Consider the following 20,541-nt stretch of genomic DNA (forward strand, 5'->3'; position numbering starts at 1 on the left):
ATGTTTAATTTCAGGCATAATTTTGTTGTTAAAGATACTAAATGCGGCTCAAAAATATAAGTCTTAATTACGGAATGAGGATTTTTAAAGCCCTTTCAGAAGAGTCAAGGGTTAGAATTCTCCACCTTTTACTTCAGAATAAAGAGCTTTCCATATCCGATTTGGAGCATATTTTGGATTTTACACAGACAAAAACCAGTAGGCACTTGAGTTATCTCAAAAATGCCGGATTGGTAGGTAGCAGAAGGGTAGACCAATGGATTTTTTATTATATTCTGGATGAAGCATACGAAATTATAGTTCAGATTTTTAAGTTTATTCAAAAAGACATTAACCTTATCAGGGATCAGGAAGTTTACCATATACTCCATTCCAATAGGGAGCTTGCTATCAATAAAATAGAAAATAATCCTTACAGAAAGTAAAGAAAAGAGATTTTGAAAAAGTACCAGCATCTTTTTTTTGACTTGGATCATACCTTATGGGACTATGATACCAATGTGAAAGAGTCCCTTTCAGAAATTTTCGACTACTTCAAGTTGGAGGAAAAGGGAATACCTACTATTGAATCTTTTCTTAAAGCTTTCTATGAAATAAATTTTCAGTTGTGGGCCATGTACGACACAGGGAAGGTCAACAAAGAAGAACTAAGGGATATTAGATTCAAAAAAATTTTTGAAAGGGCCGGAGGAAAGATTCTGGATATTCCCAAAGATCTGGAAGCTGATTTTATGCAGAGAACTTCCTCCAAACCCCATCTTTTGCCATATACTATGGAGATATTAGAGTATTTGAAGCCCAATTACTTTCTGCACATCATTACAAACGGGTTTGATGAAAGTCAGGCCAAAAAGATGGAAGCTTCAGGACTTTCTCCCTATTTCGATTTAGTAATAACCTCGGAGACTACAGGTCATAAAAAACCAGATCCTAGGATTTTCCAATATGCCTTAAATAAATTGAAAGTGAAAAATACAGGAGCGATGATGATTGGGGATAATCCAAATTCAGACATTCTTGGTGCCATCAACTCAAAAATCGATAATGTGTATTTTGATCCCCATCAAAAGGGGATAGAACATCAGCCCACCTATACCATCCGGCACCTTAAGGAGTTGGAGAATATTCTTTGAGGTATTCATACGTGTTTTCATACAGCAGGCTTGCCACTGGTCAAGCAATGCTCGGGTTTTCCACCTCTAGTTTCTTATATTTGTCTCATTCAGAAATCAAATAAACTCAAATCATATGCTTAAAGGTTTTTTCAATGTGCCGGAACCAAAAAACGAACCGGTAAAATCTTATGCTCCCGGATCTCCGGAAAGATCAGAGCTTCAAAAAACACTAAAAGAATTCAGGTCCCAAGAAATAGATGTGCCCATGTACATTGGTTCGGAGGAAATAAGGACAGGGAATAAAAAGTCCATGTCTCCTCCCCACGACCATCAGCACATTCTTGGTTATTTCCACGAAGGTGATGCCTCACATGTGGAGCAGGCAATCAATGCTGCTCTAGGGGCAAAGGAAGCCTGGGAATCTATGGAGTGGGAGCAAAGGGCAGCGATATTTCTGAAAGCTGCTGACCTTTTGGCCGGTCCTTATCGTGCAAAGATCAATGCGGCGACCATGTTAGGCCAATCCAAAAATGCCTTCCAAGCTGAAATAGACGCTGCTTGCGAGTTTATTGACTTCCTTAAGTTCAATGTCAAGTACATGACTGAAATTTATGCCCAACAACCTCCGGTATCAGGAGATGGGGTATGGAATAGGGTAGAGCAAAGGCCGCTTGAAGGATTTGTGTTTGCCTTGACTCCATTCAACTTCACAGCCATTGCTGGGAACCTACCTGCTTCTGCTGCCATGATGGGAAATACTGTCGTGTGGAAGCCAGCTTACACACAGATTTACTCTGCAAAAGTCCTTATGGATGTATTCAAAGAAGCCGGAGTACCCGATGGCGTGATCAACCTGATCTATGTAGATGGACCGACTGCGGGAGAGATTATTTTTAACCATCCTGATTTTGCAGGAATCCACTTTACAGGATCTACAGGCGTGTTCCAGCATATTTGGAAGACCATTGGGAGCAATATTTATAAATACAAGTCTTACCCAAGGATCGTCGGAGAGACTGGGGGTAAAGACTTTGTGATCGCACATAAATCCGCTAATCCAAAGGCCGTTGCCGTAGGGCTCTCTAGGGGAGCTTTCGAATTCCAAGGACAGAAATGTTCTGCTGCCTCAAGGGCTTACATTCCAAGCAATATCTGGGAGGATGTGAAAAAATATCTACTTGAAGACCTAGCATCCATGAAAATGGGACCAACGGAAGATTTTACCAATTTTATCAATGCCGTGATTGACGAAAAGGCATTTGATAAAATCAGTAAATATATAGACGATGCAAAAAGCGCTGAAGGTGTTGAAGTGATCGCGGGTGGTAATTATGACAAATCCAAAGGCTACTTTATTGAGCCGACGGTACTGGTCGTGACTGACCCTATGTACACCACTATGCAGGAAGAGATCTTCGGGCCAGTTCTGACGATTTATGTATATCATGCAGAACATTTCGAGGAAGCCCTTGAGTTGGTAGATCAGACTTCTCCTTATGCATTGACAGGAGCGATATTCTCCACCGATAGGTATGCCATCGAGTTGGCTACCAAGAAGCTGAGAAATGCAGCAGGCAACTTCTATGTGAATGACAAACCAACAGGTGCTGTAGTAGGACAGCAGCCATTCGGAGGTGCTAGGGCTTCCGGTACCAATGATAAAGCTGGGTCTATGATCAATTTGCTAAGATGGGTATCGCCAAGAACGATCAAGGAAACCTTCGTTTCTCCTGTGGATTACAGGTATCCTTTTTTGGGAGAAGATTGAGGAGAGAAGCGAGAAATTAGAAACAAGAGACAAGAGACAAGAAACAAGAGACAAGAGACAAGAAACAAGAGACAAGAAACAAGATTCAAGAGGTTGAAAATATGCGATAATTAGGGTTTCTTGTATGTCTAAAAAGATAGACCTTTGGGGTTTTGCTACCCTGAAGGTCTTTTTTTGTTTGAGGTAATCAGATATAACTTTCGGTGGTATACCTTGTAATTTTAAAATATCACTTTAAATTTAAAAGGAAGAAATTAAATTTACTGCGTAGGCTTTGGACTATGCTTGCGCACCAACAAGGCCACGCAAAGGTATTTTGTATATGGAGGAGATGATCATTTCCCAATCAATGCCGACACAAGGGTTGTCTCGCTCCGGAAAATAATGGAAATAATTACTACTGTCTAACTGGCTTTTTTATGATGCGAACTATGACCCTTTTATTTGGCTTGACCCTTTTGTTCTCTTGCAATGGTTCAAAGAGGGGAAACTCTTTTTTCACTGCCGACCTGACTGATTACATCGTGGACACCCTGTATTTGGAAAAGGATACTTTGACCAGGAGTCTACCTCAAGAGTTTTCCTTTTTCGATCAAAATGGTAAATTTTTTTTATTAGGTGTCGTAGGGAAAAGGCTGTATCAGTATAGCTACCCTTCAGGAGAGCTGGAGGGTACAGTTGATTTTGAAAAAGAAGGGCCTGATGGTATAGGAGGGTTTATATCAGGAAGCTTGATTACTGAAGATAGGATTTTTTTCATCTCAGACCAAAAATCAATTATTCACACTGATTTTCAGGGAAAAGTACTTGACAGGTTTCCATTACCCAATGTCCCTGAGGAAAGACTTGCCGCCAACTTCTCTGTGGTAAACGGAAATAGGATGAGCTATGACAGAGAAAAGAAGCAGTTAATATTTTCGGATGTTCCTTTTGTGCTAAAGGAGCCTAATATGGCTTATGAGGACTGGATTTGGAAATATGATTTGGAAAATGAGCTGGCAGAGCCCATATCTTTTTCATACCCTGATATTTATAGAGAGCATTTTGATGACCCCGAGTTGGGAATGTATTCCCATACATTCCTTGATGCCGAAAATATCCACCTGGTCAGCTTTCCTGTGACGGATTCTCTATTGGTACTAGATGGAAAGAGTACCAAATGGATAGAGTCAAAAAGTACTTTACCTTTGCTTTTTCAAAAGGGAAAAACCAAGCAAGAAGGTGATTATGTTGTGTTTTTACCCAGTATGGAAAGCAGCAGATACAAGTGGGTTATTTTTGAACCAATGTCTAAGTTATTATTGCGATATGTAAATATTGAAACAGAAGTTTTGGAAGGCGGGGGGATCCACAATAAAAGTAGTTTCATATTGCACGATCTCAATTTTGGTACAATTGGAGAAGTGTTTTTTGACAATCAGCAGATTGCGCCAACTGGCTTTGCCACTCCTAATGGATTTTACTTCAAATTGTTGAACCCAGGCTCTGATGATGTGGAGGAGTATGTAAGGGTATTATTTGAGCTCCCCTGAGTTGTGTATCCTAAAGTTTCAATTAAAACTGTTTTAATTACAAAAGCAAACTGCATTCTGCCGCAGCAAACTCAAAGGTCGGAGAGGCTGGATCCTTCAGGTTTTCAAAAATCTCGAGGGTCTATTACATCCTTTTATTTAATACTGAGGTAAACTTTTGAGGTCTGAAAGGAACCTCAAAGGTTTACTTCTTTTTGAACAAAGAATCCACAAATTCTTTTCGGTTGAAAACCTGTAGATCAGTCATTTTTTCTCCGACGCCAATATATTTTACCGGGATTTTGAATTGGTCTGAAATACCGATGACCACACCGCCTTTAGCTGTTCCGTCCAGTTTGGTAATAGCCAGTGCGGTAATGTCTGTAGCTTTGGTAAATTCCTTAGCTTGGATAAATGCATTCTGACCAGTGGATCCGTCAAGGACCAAGAGGATTTCATGGGGAGCATCATCAATGAATTTCTGCATGACTCTTTTAATTTTGGTCAATTCATTCATCAGGTTTACTTTGGTGTGAAGTCTTCCTGCCGTGTCAACTATGACCACATCAGCATTTGTATCAACGCCCTGCTTAACAGCGTCGAAAGCAACTGAGGCAGGATCTGTATTCATTCCATGGGATACCACCGGGACGCCTACCCTGTCACCCCATAGGATAAGCTGGTCTACCGCGGCAGCTCTAAAAGTATCAGCAGCACCAAGAACCACCGATTTGCCGGCAGATTTGAACTGATGGGCCAGTTTTCCAATGGTGGTAGTTTTGCCAACTCCATTGACGCCAACCACCATGATGACGTAAGGTTTTTTGTCCGCAGGAAGATCAAAATCTGCCAGATCTGCACTTCGGTTTTCCTTGAGAAGTGCCTCAATTTCTTCTCTCAGGATTATGTCCAGCTCAGAAGTATTCAGGTATTTGTCCTGAGCGACTCTTTCTTCTATTCTTCGGATTACCTTGATAGTGGTATCAACACCCACATCAGAAGTGATGAGTATTTCTTCCAGCTCATCAAGTACTTCATCATCGACTTTGGATTTTCCTACTACGGCTTTGCTTAATTTGGAAAAAATATTCTCGTTGCTTTTTTGAAGTCCTTGGTCAAGACTTTCTTTTTTTTCTTTGGAGAAGAAACCGAAAATTCCCATAATGTTGATTTTTAGAATCCGAATATAATGAAAAAGTCCCTTTCAAGTCATTGCCTGAAGGGACTTTTGATTGCAGTCAATGCAAATCAATTATTTTTTCAAAGTTTCCTGTACCATAGGGGTAGGAACCATTTCTTCTTTGAAGGAATAAGCACCGGTTTTGTCGGATTTTACCGCTCTGATCACTTTAGCGTAAGTGACTCCGCCTTCTTTCTTTAGGGTTGCTACTACTTTCTTAGCCATATTCTTAAGGTTTTATGGTTGTATTGCTACAATCCTGATCCTAAATTATTTAATTTCTTTGTGAACCGTTACTTTCTTCAGGATTGGGTTGAATTTTTTCAATTCCAATCTTTCAGTGGTGTTTTTACGGTTTTTGGTGGTGATGTATCTGGATGTGCCTGGCATGCCTGAGCTTTTGTGCTCTGTGCACTCCATGATCACTTGAACTCTATTTCCTTTCTTAGCCATCGCTCTGTATATTTATAAATGGATAACCTTATTACTTAATGATGATCATACCTTTGTTTTGAGCTTCTTTCAATACAGCAGTGATGCCTTTTTTATTGATAGTTCTCAATGCCTTGGTGCATACTTTCAAGGTGATCCAAGCATCCTCTTCTGGAATGTAGAAGTTCTTCTTATGCAAGTTTGGATAAAACTTACGCTTGGTCTTGTTATTAGCATGCGATACATTATTACCTACTTGAGGTCTTTTACCGGTGATGTCACAAACTTTTGCCATGATATAGTATCGTATTATTATAGACGTTTTTCGAATTGAGTCTGCAAATATCGGACTTTTCAATGAATTACCAAGGGAAGGTTTCAAAAATATTCCTTAAAGTTTTTATTATCTGGTATATGAGATGGGAGACTTGAGATTTGAGAAATGAGACATGAGACAAAAGACGCAAGATTCAAGAACCAATAATCCGATTTAGCAGTGAACTCTTGACCTTGGTCTGTGGACTATTAACTAAATGTCCAAAGTTCATCCCAAACCTATGGACAGTTGGCCATGGACCATGGACTGAATTAATAAATAACCCAACTGCCAATAACCAATCCCCCCAATACCCAATCACTTTTCATAGGGGCAATGCTTGCAGCCACTGCCACAGCAATATCCTCGCCTTAAGTGGTACTGTGCTGTAAAAACCATCAATCCGTTTTCATTAATATAATAATCTCCTGGGATTAACTTTTGTGGGCTTACAGGCTTCTTTTTTGAATTCATTCTTTTATGCTTAGGGCATTTGTTATATTTGTCTGAAATGAAAACAGGTGTCTGGATCAAATGATTCAGTGCAGCAAACATACAGATTTATGATGGAAACAATAAACTCAAGCAAGCAGGCAATTGCCTTGGAAGATGAATTCGGAGCACACAATTATCACCCACTGCCAGTAGTGTTGGCAAAGGGGGAGGGTGTATTTCTATGGGATGTGGAAGGCAAAAAGTATTATGACTTTCTATCTGCATATTCTGCTGTCAACCAAGGTCACTGTCATCCAAGAATCAAGGATGCTTTGATCGAGCAAGCCGGAACGCTTACGCTTACCTCCCGCGCATTTTATAATAATGTATTGGGTCCGTTTGAAAAGTATATCACAGAATATTTTGGCTTCGACAAAGTCTTACCCATGAATACCGGTGCTGAAGGTGTGGAAACTGCCCTTAAGATTGCCAGAAAATGGGGCTATGAGAAAAAGGGTGTGCCGGAAAATGAAGGGGTCATAGTAGTTGCCGAAAACAACTTTCATGGCAGGACTACTACGGTTATCTCTTTCTCCAATGATGAAAACGCCAGGAAAAACTTTGGTCCTTATACTCCTGGATTCGAAAAAATAGCCTACGATGATATTGAGGCTCTTGAAAAGGGGCTCGAAAATAAGAATGTAGTGGCTTTTTTGGTCGAACCCATCCAAGGAGAAGCAGGTGTCTATACTCCTGCTGTTGACTATATGAGGAGGGTGGCAGAAACCTGCAAAAAGCACAATGTACTGTTTATAGCGGATGAAATTCAGACTGGTATAGCAAGAACAGGCTCATTATTGGCGGTATGTGGGAATTGTAGCTGTGAGGGGCATTGTGAAAAGCAAGAGACCTACACTAGACCTGATATGCTGATCTTAGGAAAAGCGATTTCAGGAGGATTCTATCCGGTATCGGCTGTTTTGGCTGATAATCATATCATGGAAGTCATCAAACCGGGACAGCATGGTTCCACCTTTGGAGGCAACCCCTTAGGAGTTAAAGTAGCCATGACAGCTTTGGAAGTGATCAGGGATGAGCGTTTGGCATTGAATGCCCGAAAACTAGGGAACATATTCCGTGAGCGCATGCAGCTTTTGGTCGACAAGTATAAAATACTGAAACTGGTCAGAGGAAAGGGCTTGCTCAATGCTGTAGTGGTGAATGATACCCAAGATAGCAGTACTGCTTGGGATATGTGTATGAAATTGGCTGAGAATGGACTTTTGGCCAAACCTACCCATGGCAATATCATCCGTTTTGCCCCTCCTTTGGTGATGACAGAAGATCAGCTTCATGATTGCTGTGATATCATTGAGAAGGTGGTAAAGGAGTTTGAGCTTTAGATTCTGGAAATACAGTTGAAATACTATTGAAAAATTGTCAACAGATATTTATGGATATTGGATATTCATAGATATTTTCTAAGATTGGAATGTGAAAATTTCTGAAAAAAGATCCCTCCAAGATATTTGAAATATTGAAGGGATTTCCATAAAAACTGGACAATATTTAAATATACAAACTACGGCAGAACTATAGTTTTCTGTGATATAAGTCTTATTTTCTTTTATTGTTAGCTTTACCAAACCAAAAAGCCTATTAAACCAATGAAAAAAGCCATTATTTTCGACATGGACGGAGTAATCTGCCATACCAATCCATTTCATTCTGTAGCTTTTCAGGAATTTTTTGCCAAGAGGGGACTTTACCCTACTGAAGAAGAGTTTGCCTTGCACATGTATGGGAAAAGCAACTCCTATATAATGAGTCATTTCTTGGAAAGGAAGGTGGAAGGAAATGAACTGTTGGAGTTGGAAGATGAAAAGGAAAGCTTGTTCAGAGAGATTTATCAAGATAAAGTTAATCCGATCAATGGGTTTTTGGAGTTTTTTGAATCCCTAAAAGAAAATGGATTACTCACAGGAGTGGCCACTTCTGCACCAAGGGCAAATTTGGAATTGATTATCGGCAAGCTTGGGATTGTAGAAAAAATGGAATCCATCTTGGCCAGTGAGGATGTGAAAAAGCATAAACCCGATCCTGAAGTATACTTAAAGTCTGCCAACAACCTGGAGATGGTGCCAGAGCAATGTGTGGTTTTTGAGGATTCGTTTTCAGGAGTGACAGCGGCCAAAAATGCAGGGATGAAAGTGGTAGGCGTACTTTCTTCCCATACCAAAGAGGAATTACCTGTATGTGACCTTTACATAGAGGATTACAGAGAGTTGGATGTAAAGAATATATTGAGCTTTCTGAAATAATTGGGATAAAAACTACCGTGTTGAAACCCATTCAGTGAGATTTTTGATAACAATTTTTTAAGCATTTTTTAACATTGGTTTCTTGTTAACATTGCCTTAATGTGGCTTTAAACTAGGTCTTGCCTCTGATATTTCATTAAAAGGCCATTTTTGGGTATAAATGCATGTTTAAAGTTAATTCAACTCTATTTTTCTGTTAACAAATTGATAACATCCCCATCATTATAAAGAAATATTGGGTTCTCACCTTTGTATCGCTGTACAATAAGTATTCAATTACTTAACCCATTTATCAATGATGCGGAAAATTTTCGCAGGGATCATAATCTTCATGATCTTCACAGACGTTTTTGCAAGGAACGTCAAAGAAGATTCCCTAAACAACGCTGCACCGGTCAGCCAACAGATCAAAAAGCCTTGGTATGAAACCATTCAGCTTCGTGGATATGCCCAGATGCGGTATAACGGGTTGTTTGAAACCAACCCAGACCTTCAATGTGCTCAGTGTGACCGCTCTTGGGGAGGTGATGCAGGGGGCTTTTTCTTTAGACGGATCAGGATGATCTTTTCAGGTCAAATTCACGAGAGAATTTTCATGTATATCCAGCCTGATTTGGCTTCCGGAGGAAACAACTTTGCACAAATCAGGGATGCTTATTTTGACCTTGGTTTGGACGCCAAGCAGGAATTCAGGTTGAGGATTGGCCAATCTAAAGTGCCATTCGGCTTTGAAAACCTTCAATCCAGCCAAAACAGGCTTCCTTTAGACCGTAATGATGGCCTGAATTCGGCAGTATTGAACGAACGTGACCTGGGGGTCTTCTTTTACTATGCTCCATCTGAAATCAGACAAAGATTCAATTACCTTGTAGCGTCTGGGCTTAAAGGGTCAGGAGATTACGGGGTGTTTGGTCTGGGCTTATATAATGGTCAGACGGCTAATTTGCCTGAACGAAACAATAACTTTCACATTGTCAGTAGGGCATCCTATCCTTGGGAACTTCCTTCAGGTCAGTTCGTGGAAGCATCATTCCAGGCATATACGGGGAAATTTGTAATCAACAGAAATACCCAGACAGATTTTGATCAGACAGAGTTTGAAGAGTTTAGGTATGGCCCCACTATAGTAGTTTACCCGCAGCCTTTTGGGGTGCAGGCCGAATTCAACTGGGGTAGAGGACCAGAGTACGACCCGGAAACCAACGATGTGGTCGATGCACCTTTGAGGGGCGGATATGTCATGGCCAATTATTTTCTTAGAAAGGGGAAGGATATCTTTATTCCTTTTTCGAGATATCATTACTATAAAGGCGGTAAAAAATTCGAACTGGATGCCACTAGACATAGAGTCAATGAACTTGAAATCGGGGTAGAATGGCAACCAAATAAGAACTTTGAACTGGTGGCCATGTATACCATTTCAGATAGGACTTTTGAAAATTCGCTTAATCCGGACAATAGGCAAAAAGGAAGCCTGTTGAGGTTACAGGCGCAGGTGAATTTCTAAGAATATAAAGTTTAGTTTATTAAATTATCGAAAGCAAGCCTCATTTTGAAGCTTCCTTTTTTATTTTAACAGACATGATTATCCCCTTACTTACCAGTAGAGCCTAAATAATGGAACAAACCTATGATTTCTAGCCAATATCAATGAATATCCAATATCTATTTATATCGGATTTATTTAGGCCCTTATTTGAATTGGTTAGTGGTATAATTGCGGATATACATATTAACAGTTTTCTGAAGCAGAAAAACTACAACATTTTTTGAAGGAAATGAATGTAATAACTAATAGTTATCCTGCCTTTTCAATTTCCGTATCTAGGGCATGAATAACAACATCCAGTTCCTGATGAATTTCTGAAATCAGGTTATCTAAGTCAGTACTGCTTAGTTTTTCATATTCTTCCACTTTGATCACCAGTCCGCTTAATTTGTTCAAGTTAAGATTTAAGGCCACTCCTTTGATGGCGTGACAGGTTTGCTTAATACTTTTTTGGTCCTTTGTACTGTTCCAGATAAGATTCAGGTCATGTTTTAATTTGCCCAGATTCTCTTTGCTTACCATTACCAATTCTTTAAAAAATTCAGGATCTGAATTTCGGAATTCCTCCAGTTTTGAAAGGATAGGTGCGTCTTCATCTTTTGGATCCTCGATTTGGAGAAATTTTTCTATTTTTTTCTGTATATCAGCTACCACTACAGGCTTAGACAGATAGTCATCCATGCCTGCTTCCAAGCACCGGTCCATTTCCCCTTTTACGGTGCCTGCTGTAAGCGCTACTATAGGTACTCTTGATTGCCCGTTTTCTAATTTCCGGATTTCTATTGTTGCTTCATATCCGCTCATCTCAGGCATCTGAATGTCCATGAAAATCATGTGAGGAGAGGCTTCTTTGAATCTTTCCACTGCTTGCAGTCCATTGTTAGCTTCCAAAGTAATGCAAGAGGGGACTATATTTTTGACTATTGTTTTAGCAAGCAGCATGTTTACCGGATTGTCGTCTACAAGTAAAATTTTAACTTTTTCTTTTTGAACAGGCTGGCTGTTAGATTTTTCCTTATTTTCCAGGGTTTTTCCAGGGCTGGATTTTACTTGTTCCTGTTCTTTGTATTTTGGTAAAATAAGTTTAAAGCTAAATCTGCTACCCTTACCTATTTGAGTACTGAGCTCCATTTTGCTTCCCATCAGGTGAAGGATTTTATTGCTGATGGACAGACCTAGCCCTGTTCCTCCATACTTTCTTGTGGTGGAATTATCCTCCTGCGCAAATGCTTCAAAAATCAAGTCCCTTTTTTCTTCCGAGATACCTATGCCTGTATCCTTTACAGCGAGCTCAAAGTGTACCTGATCACGACCTTTATCTTCTAAGTGGGTGATTTCCAGATCGATTTTCCCTACTTTGGTAAATTTGGCAGCATTACTCAATAGATTAATCAAGACTTGTTTCAACCTGGTAGAATCTGCATACAAATGTTCAGGAAGTTTAGGGTCAATAAATACTGAAAACTCCAATCCTTTCTCTTCTACCATAGGTCGTATCAGCTGGGCGGATTCATGGGCAAGTTGTGATAGGTGGACTTTTTCGGGACTGAGTTCAAGTTTCCCTGCTTCAATTTTAGAGAAATCAAGGACATCATTGACCAAGTCAAGCAAAAGGTGCCCCGAGTCTACAATGGATTTAAGAAATTCTTTTTGTGTAGCATTAAGACTGGTTTTCATTAATAGGTCCGAAAAGCCCACAATCCCATTTAATGGGGTCCTGATTTCATGGCTCATATTGGCTAGAAATTCAGATTTGGCTACACTGGCCTCCTTGGCATTTTGCATGGAAATACGGAGGCTCTCTTCCATATTTCTTCTTTCTATGGCATTGGATATACTTTCAGCAAAGCTGATCAACAGTGCGGTTTCCCCCTCACTCCAAATTTTTTCTTTTTGACAATCATCAAACCCTACAAATCCCCAGAAATTTTTTTCGACAAAAATTGGAATCAACAAAATGGAAACTATTTCCTGGCTCTCTAAAAGACCTTTTAGCCCAGGGTCTTCAATTTGGCTGACGATATTGGTGTATATCTGATTCTTAAGCAAGTATTCCATGGATTCGCCAAATAGTCCTATGGGGAGATCCTGCAGGTTTGGGTTGTCGATTTCGGGCTCCACTCCTAGTCCTCTCCATTCGAATCTTTGAGAGCTGAAATAATTACCTCCTTCGTCAATTTTGTTTTCAAAAAGATAGGCTCTATCTGCACCTGCACCATCACCTAGAATAGAGATCGCTTTTTGGATCGCCTTTATCAAATCAGAATTTGAAAGTAATTCTTTTGTGGCAAATGCTATGGAGGTGAGCATTTTCTCATTCCTAAGCAAGGCTGTATTGATACGCTGTAACTTTCCTTCATTTTGTCTGATTCTTTCCTCAGCTAGCTTTTGTGTGCTGATATCCCTCAAAAATAGATAAAGGAGATTTTCTTCGGATGCTCGTTTGATAAAGCATGAAATAAAAATCCCATTGTTAAGATCAGAGATTTCAATTTCCTTTTCTGAAGAATTTTCTTCAAATAAGTTCTTCAATTCTGGATTTTTGTCAAAAAGTAGACTGATGTTAGCGCCATGTAACTGTTGTTTGGGATTGTTTAAGATAGCATTTGCTTTTTTGTTTGAAGCGATAATGTTATGTTTTTGGTCTAAAATGAGTATCCCGTCGGAGAGGTTTTCAAAAATGGTTTTAAATGCTACTGGGGTTCTTTGGAACAGACCATGCCTGAACAATCCCCTATAGATAAAAATTGCACTCAAAAGAAGAGTCAATGGGACAAAGTCAAAATTGTAATAGTTAAACCCAAGCAAGGCCATGCTGTGTGCAGACCAAGGAATAGTCGTGCCTATTAACAATACCAAAACTTGTTTTTTATAGGGCTTGGCAACAGAAAGATACATCTTGATCAAAACAAGGGTAGAAAGTACGATCAAGAAGTTATTATACCCCTCATAAGCAATGTCCAATGGGCCTTTTTGGTAAGTAATTGCATTGAACAGCCCATTGTATTCTGAGGAGATGAATGGATAGAAATAACCATGAAGGTCATTGGTGAAAAGAGCCAATACAAATATACTGCTAATGACAAATAAGAGCGTAGGAATAGGATATATTAAAAATCTTTCATTCCCCGAATATTTTAATGTAAAAAGCAGTAAAAACGGTGTGATGGCCGCTCCCCCAATATATTGTAATTTGTAGGTTAGAATTATGGTGAAATCATTTGTTCCTAAAAGCTCAAAACCGTAGAAAAAAGCATATAAAAAACAACCGACCAATAGACCTCCAAAGTAACTCTCCCCATTGTCGCCTTTTTTGTTAAACACAATTACGGCCAAAAAAAGGAAAATGATACTTGTGATAAAAACAGGTATTGCAAGAATGTTATAGGTGAAATCAAAATCCATTTATAGGCCTTGTTTAGCGCATTAATTTATCAATTTATTCTGTTGGTTTTCATTTTAGAGAGGAGTTAATTCGAAAAATTCTAATTGAACCATAACTTTTTTGATAAATTTCGAATTTAAATAGGAGATTATCCATAATTACTCTATTTTGAAATTGAATTAAACCATGATTCTTATGAAAAATTTTATAGCATTTGTTTGCTCAATATTGCTAATTCTATCCTCAGCTTCTCTACAAGCTCAAGAGTCTCAAGAGCTCACGAAGGAAGAGAAAGAAGCCCTGAAAAAAGAACTGAAAGAAGAAAAAAGGGCTTTGGCCCAAGAAAAGGCTGAACTCAAAGCGGAAAAAAAAGAACAGAAGCAAGCAGAAGCTGCCGTAAAGGCTGAGGAAAAGAGAATTTCCAACCTTCAAAAGGCTCAGAAAAATTATGATAAAGCCCTGAATGCTAAACAAAAGGCTGAGATTAAATTTGCCAAACAAAACCTTGCTATCGAGAAAGCCAAGCAAAAAGGTAAAAAGTCCGATGCAGATATAGCTAAAATGGAACTGAATCTCAAAAAAACCGAAATAGCTGTACAACAGGCTCAAGCCAATATGGATAAATACCGTAGGGACATAGACCGGTACTCCACTGGAAGCTGGTCAAGCAGCAACGATGAGGAAAAGGATTGAAAAGGTCTATTTGATCAAAAGGAATGAAAGCCGGAGTAAAATCTCCGGTTTTTTTAATGTCAAAAAGTCTTACTTTTCAGGTGTTTCTCTTGAAATCCGGACATAATTTCAGGTTATTCTTTGATTTTTAAGTTGGTGATTTTTTTGATAGGGATGTGAAAAGCGAACTAAACCAAAAGAACATGGACTTCAAGCAATTTACCATAAAATCCCAAGAAGCGATCCAAAAGGCCGCTGAACTCGCTATGTCTTCCCAGCAACAGGCCATCGAGCCGGCCCATTTGATGAAAGGCATTCTGACTGAAGATGAGAATGTAGTTGATTTCTTATTTAAGAAAACAGCAATAAATAAAAATCTCCTGCTCAATAAAGTGGATGAGGTCATCACTGCCCTGCCAAAGGCAAGTGGGCAGCAACCATACCTGTCTACTGCATCCAATCAGGTTTTGACAAAGTCAAAGGAATACCTCAAAACATTCGGGGATGAATTTGTTGCCATTGAGCACTTGATTTTGGGGATCGTAAGCGGAGACGACAAAACTGCACAAATGCTAAAAGATCAGGGAGCAAATGAAAAATCTCTGATTGAAGCGATCAAAGAATTAAGAAAAGGAAACAAAGTGACAGATCAAAACGCAGAATCAAAGTACAGGGCATTGGAAAAGTATTCCAAGAACCTAAATGAACTTGCCAAAAAAGGTAAAATAGACCCAGTCATTGGAAGAGATGAGGAAATAAGAAGGGTATTGCAGATTTTGGCAAGAAGGACAAAAAATAACCCTATCCTTTTAGGAGAACCCGGAGTGGGAAAAACAGCTATAGTGGAGGGCTTGGCACAAAGGATTATCAGTGGAGATGTTCCCGAAAATCTAAAGTCAAAGACCCTCATTTCATTGGATATGGGTCTGTTGGTAGCGGGTGCCAAATATAAAGGTGAATTTGAGGAAAGATTGAAAGCTGTAATTAAGGAGGTCACAGACTCGGAAGGAGAAATTATCCTATTCATTGATGAGATTCACACTCTTATAGGTGCCGGAGGCGGAGGAGAGGGTGCCATGGATGCAGCCAACCTCCTCAAACCGGCTCTTGCGAGAGGCGAGTTACATGCAATAGGAGCCACCACGCTAAAAGAATACCAGAAATATATAGAAAAAGACAAGGCTCTTGAAAGAAGGTTTCAATCGGTAATGGTCGATGAACCGGATGCAGCAGATGCCATTTCTATCCTGAGGGGGATCAAGGATAAATATGAACTTCATCACGGGGTGAGAATTAAGGATGATGCTGTGATTGCCGCAGTGGAGCTGTCCCAGAGGTATATTTCAGATAGGTTTCTGCCGGATAAAGCCATTGACTTAATGGACGAGGCTGCAGCTAAGCTAAGGATGGAAATTGACTCCCTGCCACAGGAATTGGATGAACTCAATAGAAGGGTCATGCAGTTGGAAATAGAAAGAGAGGCTATCAGAAGAGAGAATAATAAAGACAAAGAGGCCATACTCAGCAAAGAGATCGCAGAACTTTCAGAAAAAAGGCAATCCGTAAAAGCCAAGTGGGAATCAGAAAAGGCTGTCATTACCGGAATCAGAAATCAAAAGGAGAATATCGACAAACTCAAACTTGAAGCCGAACAGGCCGAAAGAGCGGGTGATTTCGGTAAGGTTGCTGAAATCAGGTACGGTAAAATTGTAGAGGCTGAAAATAAACTTCAGGAATTCCAGTCGCAATTGAATGAAATGCAACAGGGCTCTCCTTTGCTCAAAGAAGAAGTGGACAATGAAGACATTGCCGCAGTGGTCTCCAAATGGACCGGAATACCTTTGTCCAAAATGATCCAAAGTGAAAGGGAAAAATTGCTTCACTTGGAAGATGAATTGGGTAGAAGGGTAGCCGGGCAAACTGAAGCCATTACAGCACTATCTGATGCAGTAAGAAGAAGTAGGGCAGGATTGCAGGATCCAAAAAGGCCTATCGGTTCATTTATCTTCATGGGTACCACTGGAGTGGGAAAAACGGAGCTTGCCAAAGCCCTGGCTGAATACCTCTTCAATGATGAAAATGCAATGGTCAGGATAGATATGTCCGAATATCAGGAAAGACACGCAGTCAGCAGGCTGGTAGGAGCACCTCCGGGATATGTGGGATATGATGAGGGTGGCCAGCTGACCGAATCCGTCAGGAGGAAGCCATATTCTGTGGTTCTATTGGATGAAATTGAAAAAGCCCATCCAGATGTTTTCAACATTCTCTTGCAGGTATTGGATGATGGCAGGCTGACTGATAATAAAGGCAGGATTGCGAACTTCAAGAATACCATTATTATCCTGACTACCAATATAGGCTCTCACCTCATCCAGGAAAGATTCGCGGAAATCGAAGAGTGGAACAAAGAAGAGGTAATGGAGAAAACCAAAACTGAAGTATTTGAGCTGCTTAAAAAGTCGGTAAGACCTGAGTTTCTCAATAGGATTGATGAGACGATCATGTTTGAGCCTCTGAACAAGTCCGTGATCAGAAAAATCGTTGACATACAATGGAAGGAAATCCAAAAGAGACTGTCTGAAAGCAATATAGAAATCGATGCCACACACGAAGTGTTAGATTACTTGGGCGAAGTTGGTTTTGATCCTCAATTTGGAGCAAGACCTCTAAAAAGAACCATGCAGCGCCTGATATTGAATGAACTTTCTAAGCAGATTTTGTCGGGTTATATCAAAAATGACTCGGCAGTATTGGTGGACTTGGATGCTGATAAGCAAGTTTACTTCAAAAACGTAGAAAACGTCGAGGTATAAATCCCCTTTTCAAAGCGGCCTTTGCAAATAGGCCGCTTTTTTTATAAAAAAAATGATTAACCTCTTTTATGCCAGTAGGATCTGAATATTGGAATAAACCTTTGATTTCAAGCCAATATCAATAAATATCGAATATCTATTAGTATCGGGTTGATCTGGGCACTTATTTAAAATAGTTATTGGTCTAAATGCGGATATGTATAAAATGAAACCAGGATTCAGCTGAGTTTTTAAACTTTATATATCAGACTATGTTTTCTCGGTATGTTAGAACACTATTTTACATGTCCCTACTGTATGGCCGAAATCTCTATGCTGCTGGATCCTTCCGTCATGCAGCAGAGATATATTGAGGATTGCGAAGTCTGTTGCAATCCCATTGAGGTGCAATTTGAGCTTGAGGAAGGTGATGTGGTGTATTTTGAAGCCAATTCAATAGAACAGTAATGCTTATAAAACCGGAAGACTCCCTTAAAAATGTGTTTCAGGACATTAAGCATGAACTCAACAGAGGTGTCTTGGACAAAAAGCATCCATTCAGGTTTTTGATTTTGTCCTCTCAGGGAATCGAGGGGGTGGAAAGCAGGTATGTAGTCTTGAGGAAGGTAAAGGAAGATTTGACTTTAACTGTTTTTGCCGATTATAGAACTACCAAAATCCAACACATTAAGACAAATCCAAAAGTGGCACTTTTATTTTATCACCCGGTAAAACGCATTCAGATCAGGATCCAAGCCGAAGTAATAGTCCATTTTAACAATGAAGTAACAGAGGACTTTTGGCAGAATGTTCAGGGAGAAGGTCGGAAAGCGTACCACTCAAAGTTGGCGCCGGGAAAGGAAATTGATAACCCCAACCAAGGCCATGATTGGCATGAGAACATGACGGGACAGGGATATTTCTGTGTTTTGGAGCTTAAACCAGTAGAAATAGAAGCATTGCAGCTTAATGGTCTGGAACACCTTCGTGCCAAATTTGATTTTTTGGAAGGCTCTTGGATCGGCAAATGGCTTGTCCCATAGTTTTAATGTGTCAATTGCTGTCAATTAGTTTTTTATGTGACATGTGATTCTTAACTTCTTTCGTGATTGATTGGTGAGTGAACGAAAGTCAGATTTTTTTTCACGACCCATATACAAAATTAAAATCAGGCTGTTTATTTTTCTCTGCTGATGAAGTCTAAAGATGGGAATTTATTTTCCTATCTTAGGAAAGATATAGCCAAAAGACTATGACAGAATACGATAAGCCTCGATCGGGAAAAGCAGATAAACAAAGCCAGACATTTTTCAGGGTAGCTTACAAAAACAGCATTGGGTTGCTTCAGATTGCTGATAATAAGGCCAACATGCTTATCAGTGTCAATACCTTGGTGATTTCTGCCATTATTGCCATTTCGGGATATGGGGCAATCGCCAGCCAGTTTGAAAATCTTGGTTTGCGTTTCTTACTCCCATTGGGAATCCTTTTGACCTGTTGCTTGGTTTCCACGATTTTGGCTGTCAAAGCTGCCAAGCCCAGGTTGATTCTCAGGGACTCTAAACCTTATCAGCCCGAAAAGGGGAGTGTTCTTTTCTTTGGGGACAGTTCTGCAATGAGTTTGGATGCTTATCTCAATGAGGTCCGTCAAGTCTTGGGCTCAAAGGAATTGGTCAATCAACACCTAACAGTGGCCTTGTACAGGCAAGGGCTTGTACTTGATAGAAAGTATAGACTTCTAGGACAGGCTTATAGCTTATTTATGGTAGGGATCGCTTTGGGAACCGTGGTTTTTATAGCCTTTATGTTCTTTTGATGTTTATGAAGTATTCTGGTTATCAGGTATAAAAAGTGTAAATTTATTATGTGATATGAGAGTTTAACCTAAATGGTTTCCAAATAGGAGGATTTGTTTTTTTAGATGTAAAACATGATTTCAATGGCAAAAACAAAGACATCATATTCTTTTCAATTCATGAATTCAAAGTCTCTGTTTTGCTTTTTGGCTGCCATGAGCTTAATTTTTTTCTCAAAATCTGTTTGGGCTCAGGCGCCTAATGATCTATTTGAAAGTGAAGAGGAGCTGATTTTGAATTTTGGTTTTTCATTTAAAGAAATTCATAAGTCAAAAGAGAAATCCGAAAGGTTTCCTGTTTGGATAAAATTTGAGGAAAATGGCACAGTTGATTCTGTAGAAGCAGAGGTCAGGGCAAGGGGGAACTTTCGAAGAGACAAGTGCCAGTTGCCCCCACTCAAGCTTAGGTTAAAAAAGAAAAAGAGAGCAGGAGGTATTTTTGAGAATCACAAAAACCTGAAATTGGTACTTCCTTGCTCAGAGAGTGGGGATGGGGATAAACTGATCAGGAAAGAATACCTTGCCTATAAACTGTATGAAGAAGTCAATCCTTATTTTTTTAAAACAAGGCTTGTGAAACTGAATATCACCGATTTTTCAAATAAGAAAACCAAAACTTATCAGCTTCAGGGAATTCTCATAGAAGATGATCAGATGGTGGCCAAGCGTTTTGGAGGACAGTTGGTAAAAGATCTCAGGTTAAGCCCATTTAGAGTGCAGGACTCTATCGGAATCCGCCATGACTTTTTTCAAATGATGATCGCTAATACGGATTGGTCCACTATGGCACAGCATAATATCACTATGATGACTTTGGGCCAAGGAAAATATGTCCCATTGCCTTACGATTTTGATATGTCCGGACTTGTCAATGCCTATTATGCAAGAGTCAGCGAATTGCTTCCCATAAAGACGGTGAGGCAGCGCTTGTATAGAGGCGTTTGTTGGGAGGAGAGTTTGTTCGACCATACTAGAGAGGAGTTTATAAGATTGCAACCTGCAATATCTGAGGTGATGGAAAAACACGAATTTTTATTCGATTCCAAAGAAATGGACAGAATTAGGGATTATCTCAATGGCTTTTTTGAAATCCTCCATGACGACAGGAAGTTTAAATCAGAAATCTTGGATAATTGCAGGAAATAGTGATTATCTATTTGCAGTTTCTGAAAATCAATTAAAGTAGGTTTCCATTGGATTACTAACT

19 protein-coding genes are annotated in these 20,541 nt (G+C 39.6%); 13 read left to right on the top strand and 6 right to left on the bottom strand.

The genetic code is table 11. The features are described from left to right. Nucleotides 1-41 precede the first annotated feature (41 nt). The 4 genes from EGN73_RS20160 (at nucleotide 42) to EGN73_RS20175 (ending at nucleotide 4,415) form a co-directional block, all read left to right on the top strand. On the top strand, nucleotides 42-425 hold the full coding sequence (locus EGN73_RS20160; protein ID WP_219293703.1) for an ArsR/SmtB family transcription factor: 384 nt from the start codon (nucleotides 42-44) through the stop codon (nucleotides 423-425). Between the two features lie 12 nt (nucleotides 426-437). Next, entirely contained in the window at nucleotides 438-1,133 is a 696-nt protein-coding gene (locus EGN73_RS20165) for a YjjG family noncanonical pyrimidine nucleotidase (RefSeq protein ID WP_219293704.1), read from the top strand. A gap of 115 nt (nucleotides 1,134-1,248) precedes the next feature. Then, on the top strand, nucleotides 1,249-2,883 hold the full coding sequence (gene pruA, locus EGN73_RS20170) for an L-glutamate gamma-semialdehyde dehydrogenase (RefSeq protein ID WP_219293705.1): 1,635 nt from the start codon (nucleotides 1,249-1,251) through the stop codon (nucleotides 2,881-2,883). A gap of 419 nt (nucleotides 2,884-3,302) precedes the next feature. Further along, entirely contained in the window at nucleotides 3,303-4,415 is a 1,113-nt protein-coding gene (locus EGN73_RS20175) for a DUF4221 family protein (protein WP_219293707.1), read from the top strand. Nucleotides 4,416-4,599: 184 nt separating this feature from the next. Here EGN73_RS20175 and ftsY read toward each other — a convergent pair whose 3' ends face one another. The 5 genes from ftsY to EGN73_RS20200 form a co-directional block, all read right to left on the bottom strand. Then, complete coding sequence (gene ftsY, locus EGN73_RS20180) at nucleotides 4,600-5,556, bottom strand: signal recognition particle-docking protein FtsY (protein WP_219293709.1); 957 nt, start codon at nucleotides 5,554-5,556, stop codon at nucleotides 4,600-4,602. 90 nt (nucleotides 5,557-5,646) lie between these two features. Next, nucleotides 5,647-5,799 carry a DUF4295 domain-containing protein gene (locus EGN73_RS20185; RefSeq protein WP_219293711.1) on the bottom strand — a complete coding sequence of 51 codons (153 nt, stop codon included), beginning with the start codon at nucleotides 5,797-5,799 and terminating at the stop codon, nucleotides 5,647-5,649. 45 nt (nucleotides 5,800-5,844) lie between these two features. Next, on the bottom strand, nucleotides 5,845-6,027 hold the full coding sequence (rpmG, locus tag EGN73_RS20190) for a 50S ribosomal protein L33 (RefSeq protein ID WP_219293713.1): 183 nt from the start codon (nucleotides 6,025-6,027) through the stop codon (nucleotides 5,845-5,847). Between the two features lie 31 nt (nucleotides 6,028-6,058). Further along, nucleotides 6,059-6,301: a 50S ribosomal protein L28 gene (gene rpmB / locus EGN73_RS20195; RefSeq protein WP_219293715.1), complete on the bottom strand. Its 243-nt coding sequence runs from the start codon at nucleotides 6,299-6,301 to the stop codon at nucleotides 6,059-6,061. A 339-nt stretch (nucleotides 6,302-6,640) separates the two neighbouring features. Continuing rightward, a complete protein-coding gene (locus EGN73_RS20200; RefSeq protein WP_219293717.1) occupies nucleotides 6,641-6,796 on the bottom strand; it encodes a C1orf53 family protein in 156 nt (51 codons plus the stop codon). Between the two features lie 89 nt (nucleotides 6,797-6,885). Here EGN73_RS20200 and rocD point away from each other — a divergent pair, with 89 nt between their 5' ends. The 3 genes from rocD (at nucleotide 6,886) to EGN73_RS20215 (ending at nucleotide 10,585) form a co-directional block, all read left to right on the top strand. Continuing rightward, nucleotides 6,886-8,160 (top strand): ornithine--oxo-acid transaminase, encoded by a 1,275-nt coding sequence (gene rocD / locus EGN73_RS20205; RefSeq protein ID WP_246611682.1) that lies wholly within the window; start codon nucleotides 6,886-6,888, stop codon nucleotides 8,158-8,160. 264 nt (nucleotides 8,161-8,424) lie between these two features. Further along, the gene (locus EGN73_RS20210) at nucleotides 8,425-9,078 is read left to right on the top strand and encodes an HAD family hydrolase (RefSeq protein WP_219293719.1); all 654 of its coding nucleotides are present in this window, start codon (nucleotides 8,425-8,427) and stop codon (nucleotides 9,076-9,078) included. Nucleotides 9,079-9,376: 298 nt separating this feature from the next. Further along, nucleotides 9,377-10,585: a porin gene (locus EGN73_RS20215; RefSeq protein ID WP_219293785.1), complete on the top strand. Its 1,209-nt coding sequence runs from the start codon at nucleotides 9,377-9,379 to the stop codon at nucleotides 10,583-10,585. 291 nt (nucleotides 10,586-10,876) lie between these two features. On the opposite strand, the gene EGN73_RS20220 is transcribed toward EGN73_RS20215, so the two are convergent. Then, on the bottom strand, nucleotides 10,877-14,032 hold the full coding sequence (locus EGN73_RS20220) for a histidine kinase N-terminal 7TM domain-containing protein (protein WP_219293721.1): 3,156 nt from the start codon (nucleotides 14,030-14,032) through the stop codon (nucleotides 10,877-10,879). 175 nt (nucleotides 14,033-14,207) lie between these two features. On the opposite strand from EGN73_RS20220, the gene EGN73_RS20225 reads away from it, so the two are divergent. From EGN73_RS20225 to EGN73_RS20250, 6 genes are all read left to right on the top strand, one after another. Next, the gene (locus EGN73_RS20225; RefSeq protein WP_219293723.1) at nucleotides 14,208-14,705 is read left to right on the top strand and encodes a hypothetical protein; all 498 of its coding nucleotides are present in this window, start codon (nucleotides 14,208-14,210) and stop codon (nucleotides 14,703-14,705) included. Between the two features lie 182 nt (nucleotides 14,706-14,887). Continuing rightward, nucleotides 14,888-17,500, top strand: coding sequence for an ATP-dependent chaperone ClpB (gene clpB, locus EGN73_RS20230; RefSeq protein ID WP_219293725.1), 2,613 nt, complete (start codon nucleotides 14,888-14,890; stop codon nucleotides 17,498-17,500). Nucleotides 17,501-17,764: 264 nt separating this feature from the next. Then, a complete protein-coding gene (locus tag EGN73_RS20235) occupies nucleotides 17,765-17,947 on the top strand; it encodes a CPXCG motif-containing cysteine-rich protein (RefSeq protein WP_219293727.1) in 183 nt (60 codons plus the stop codon). After that, nucleotides 17,947-18,522 (top strand): pyridoxamine 5'-phosphate oxidase family protein, encoded by a 576-nt coding sequence (locus tag EGN73_RS20240; RefSeq protein WP_219293729.1) that lies wholly within the window; start codon nucleotides 17,947-17,949, stop codon nucleotides 18,520-18,522. Before EGN73_RS20235 ends, EGN73_RS20240 begins: the two co-directional genes overlap by 1 nt. A 209-nt stretch (nucleotides 18,523-18,731) precedes the next feature. Beyond that, nucleotides 18,732-19,295: a Pycsar system effector family protein gene (locus EGN73_RS20245; RefSeq protein ID WP_219293730.1), complete on the top strand. Its 564-nt coding sequence runs from the start codon at nucleotides 18,732-18,734 to the stop codon at nucleotides 19,293-19,295. 123 nt (nucleotides 19,296-19,418) lie between these two features. Continuing rightward, complete coding sequence (locus EGN73_RS20250; protein ID WP_219293731.1) at nucleotides 19,419-20,480, top strand: hypothetical protein; 1,062 nt, start codon at nucleotides 19,419-19,421, stop codon at nucleotides 20,478-20,480. Nucleotides 20,481-20,541: the final 61 nt, after the last annotated feature.

It is taken from the genome of Arthrospiribacter ruber, assembly GCF_019343195.1.
In the GTDB taxonomy this organism is placed as follows: domain Bacteria; phylum Bacteroidota; class Bacteroidia; order Cytophagales; family Cyclobacteriaceae; genus Arthrospiribacter; species Arthrospiribacter ruber.